Below are 3,628 nucleotides of genomic sequence, written 5' to 3'. Positions count from 1 at the left end.
ATGGGCATCGTCAACGGCACGACGAACTTCATCCTCGACAAGATGGACTCCACCGCCGCCGGGGCGCCGGGGGAGTAGCGCAGCGGAATGAGCTGGCCCGCGCTCGGGGAGAGCAGCGGCGCGGTCAGCAGCCAGGGCGCGAGGTACGTCCCCTCGGCTACGGTGCGGCCGGCCTCCACGTCGTGGACGGCGGCGTCCGCGCCCGCCCAGCCGGAGGTCACGACCAGGGGGCGACGGGAGGAGGCGTCGGGAGCGGATACGGAGATCCCCGCGCGGGCCGCCGCGCCGCGCACCTCGGCGGCCGCCGCCCGGCCGCGCGGGGAGCCGTCCTCGACCAGGGAGACGGCGCGGGCGCCGCGCCCGGCGAGGAAGGAGACGGTCTCGCGCAGCGCGGCCGCGTCCGCCGGCGTCAGGGCGTCGGCCGGGCAGCCGGCCGGGGCCTTCGCGCCGCCGCCCAGCACCGATCCGGCGGCGGCGCTCGCGCACTCCGGCCCGTCGGCGCCCCGCAGCCCGGCGGGAGCCGGTGCGGCGCCCGCGCGCCCGGTGTCCACGGGGAGCGCGGCGACGGCCCCGCCGGCGGAGACCCACACCCGCCCGGGCCCGGCCGGCAGTTCGACCGGGACCCAGGTCAGCGCCGAGCCGGGCCGGGGCCCGCCCTTCGCGAGGCGGTCCCGGCCGGTGCCGGCGGAGGCGTCGGGGGCGGCGACGGCCACCAGGTTGAACCCCGGACGGTTCGGCACCACCAGCACGGGCACCTGCCGCCCGCCGAGCGGGACCGCGCCCAGCACCGGCCCCCCGGCCGCCGCGCCCGCCGCGCCCGCCGCCCCGCCCCCCGGCGTCACCAGGCTCCCGGCCAGGGCCGCGCACGCCACCGCCCCGGCGAAGTACGCCGTGGCGGCGGAGCGGCGGGCGAGCAGCCGGGTGCGCAGGAGCAGCAGTACGCCCAGCGCCAGGGCGGCGGTCAGGACGACCGCCGCCAGGAGGACCGCGTTCACCGGCGGACGACGCCGTCGCTGACCACGAACAGCACGCCGTGCGGCTGGGCGTCGCCGTAGTCGCCGTGCGGCCAGGACGCCCGGTTGAAGCCCACGCACGGCTTGCCGGTGTTCTCGTCGCGGAAGGACCGGTCGAGGGTCACCCGGCCGCGCCGGTCCAGGTCGAACATGCACACCCGGTGGTCGCCGCCGCCGCCGAAGGACCCGGCGACGAAGTAGTTGGCCACCGCGATCCGGCTGACCTGCGTGGTCTCCCGGTAGACGCCGTCGGCGCCGCGCTTGAAGTTGTCCATGGCGCCCCAGTGCGGGCCGCCCGAGCTGACGTCGCGGATCGGGACGGTGCTCACCAGCTCCGGGCAGTCCCGCTCCCGGCCGCCCCGGCTCGCCTCGGCGAGCTCGTCGACGGAGCACTTCGCGCCGTCGCCGGCCGCGAGGAGCCTCTGGACGTCCAGGACGTAGATCATGCCGGTGGTCTGGTCGAGCGGCTTGCCGTACGGCACCGACTGGCCCATCACCGTGTGGAAGAGGAACCGGTCGTCGGGGCTGACGGCCAGCCAGCTGCCGTTGTCCCCGCTGCCGGTGATCTGCGGATCGCTCTGGAAGGTCCGGTAGGCGGTGGTGTCGTCGAAGACCTCCCTCCACTGCGGGGCGGGCGCCGTGACGTCCGGGGTGTAGAAGACGGCGCCGCCGGCCATCGAGGAGACGAACGCGCCCTTGTGGCCGGGCCGGTTGGTCAGCGCGGTCTCCATGACCACCCGGGACTCGCGGAAGAAGGCCCGCTGCTCCTGCGCCCCGCGCGGCCCGTCGGCCACCTTGGACACCGACTTCAGCACCGGGTCGTCGCGCTTGGTGATGTCGAAGACGCGGACGGTCTGGCGGGCCAGGTTCTCCTTCAGCGCCGAGTCCGGCGTCATGAAGTTGCGGGCCTCGGCGAAGTCGCTCGCCACCATGATGTTCAGGTCCTCGCGCACCGCCACGCCGTGCGGGTTCGCGCAGGTCGCGGCCGGCAGCGCCGGGACGTTGCCGCACTGGGCCGGGTCCTCGCCCGCCTCGGTGGCGGCCGGGATCTCCGCGAGGGTCCTGCCGTCCCGGCCGATCCGGACGATCTCACCCGGCGAACCGGCGGCGCCGTTGCCGACCCGCACCTGGCCGCCCGTGTAGGTGCAGGGGCCGGTGACGTTCGGGCCGCCCATGTAGGTGCCGTACGCGGTCCCGTCGCTCAGCACCTGGTAGGCGTCGGGCAGGGTGCCGCAGGGGGTGTCGGCGGCCGTGTTGACCCCGGCGATGGTCAGCGCGGGCAGGGCCTTCGCGTCGAAGACGAAGGTGGTGTCGCTCATGATGCCGCCGGCGTAGATCCGGTCGCCCTTGTGCCACACGTACTGCATGTGGTGCGGCTCGTTGCCGTTGTTCGGGCCGACGGTGACGGTGTTGGCGACCTTCCCGTACGTGGGGGAGCCCGGGGTCGCGTCGATGACGGTCAGGAAATCGGGCGCGGGCTGCTTGGCCGGTCCCGACCAGACGAGCATCCACTGGCGGCCCGGGCCGCCGGCGGGGGCCACCAGGTGGTTGGTCGCCGAGTAGGTGACGCCGTCCGAGCCCTGGAAGGTGGAGGTCCAGGTCTCCGGCGTGCCGGCGGCGGCGGGTTCCGCCGCGGTGAGCATGGAGGCGGTGAGTCCCACCGCCGACAGACAGAGTGCGAGGCGGCGTATCAGCCTTCCTCGGCGCGGTCCTTGCAGGCTCATTTCTCCGCGGGCCTCTCCGGGGATATCGGACGGGATATGGGGGGAATCGGCGGTGCGCTTTCCGGTCACTGTCGCACAAGGGCGCTGGCGGTCCGCTGATCCACCGCTTACCGGCCCCTGACCGCACCCCGCAAAACCTCAGGAAATAAACAAAACAGCTGGTCGGCGGCTTGCAATAACTCATTCGTCCGGAAAATGCCGCCGGTCAGCGAAACGTCAGTGCTTCATGTGCGGCCCTTGCTAATCTCGCCTCAGAAAATTCCCTGACCGGTTCGCCGCGTTCCCCTTTCTAAGGAGCCGCCGGGTGACGACGACTCAGGCACACGCAGACCGAAAAGAACTGGCCGAGCGGGCGGGCCGGGAACTGGAGGACGCCTCCGCACCGGAGATCCTCGCCTGGGCCGCCGGCACCTTCGGCGCGAAGTTCTGTGTGACCTCCTCGATGGAGGACGCGGTGGTCGTCCACCTCGCCTCCCGGGTCATGCCCGGGGTGGACGTGGTCTTCCTCGACACCGGCTACCACTTCGAGGAGACCATCGGCACCCGCGACGCGGTCGAGGCCGTGATGGACGTCAACCTCCTCACGCTGATGCCGCGCCGGACGGTCGCCGAGCAGGACGCCGAGTACGGACCGAGGCTGTACGACCGCGACCCCGACCTCTGCTGCGCCCTGCGCAAGGTCGGCCCCCTCGACGAGGGCCTCGCCGGATACGACGCCTGGGCGACGGGCCTGCGCCGCGACGAGTCCCCCACCCGGGCGCACACGCCCGTGGTCGGCTGGGACGCCAAACGGGGCAAGGTCAAGGTCTCGCCGATCGCCCGCTGGACGCAGGACGACGTGGACGCGTACGTCGCCGAGCACGGGGTGCTCACCAACCCGCTGCTGATGGA

General features: G+C 73.6%; 2 protein-coding genes and 1 pseudogene. 1 reads left to right on the top strand and 2 read right to left on the bottom strand.

Annotation, left to right across the window (positions count from 1 at the left end):
- Together AB0O29_RS34520 and AB0O29_RS34515 are read right to left on the bottom strand one after the other, a co-directional pair.
- Positions 1-995 (bottom strand): annotated as a pseudogene (locus AB0O29_RS34520) (hypothetical protein); the annotation flags it as partial.
- Complete coding sequence (locus AB0O29_RS34515; RefSeq protein ID WP_365159973.1) at positions 992-2,674, bottom strand: hypothetical protein; 1,683 nt, start codon at positions 2,672-2,674, stop codon at positions 992-994. The gene AB0O29_RS34515 and the pseudogene AB0O29_RS34520, both read right to left, overlap by 4 nt.
- A gap of 367 nt (positions 2,675-3,041) precedes the next feature.
- Between AB0O29_RS34515 and AB0O29_RS34510 the strand changes: the two genes are divergently transcribed.
- A partial coding sequence (locus AB0O29_RS34510) for a phosphoadenylyl-sulfate reductase (protein WP_365159971.1) occupies positions 3,042-3,628 on the top strand: 587 nt, incomplete at its 3' end.

It is taken from the genome of Streptomyces sp. NPDC089915, assembly GCF_040684675.1.
GTDB lineage: Bacteria > Actinomycetota > Actinomycetes > Streptomycetales > Streptomycetaceae > Streptomyces.
This window is presented reverse-complemented; position numbering and strand designations above follow the sequence as displayed.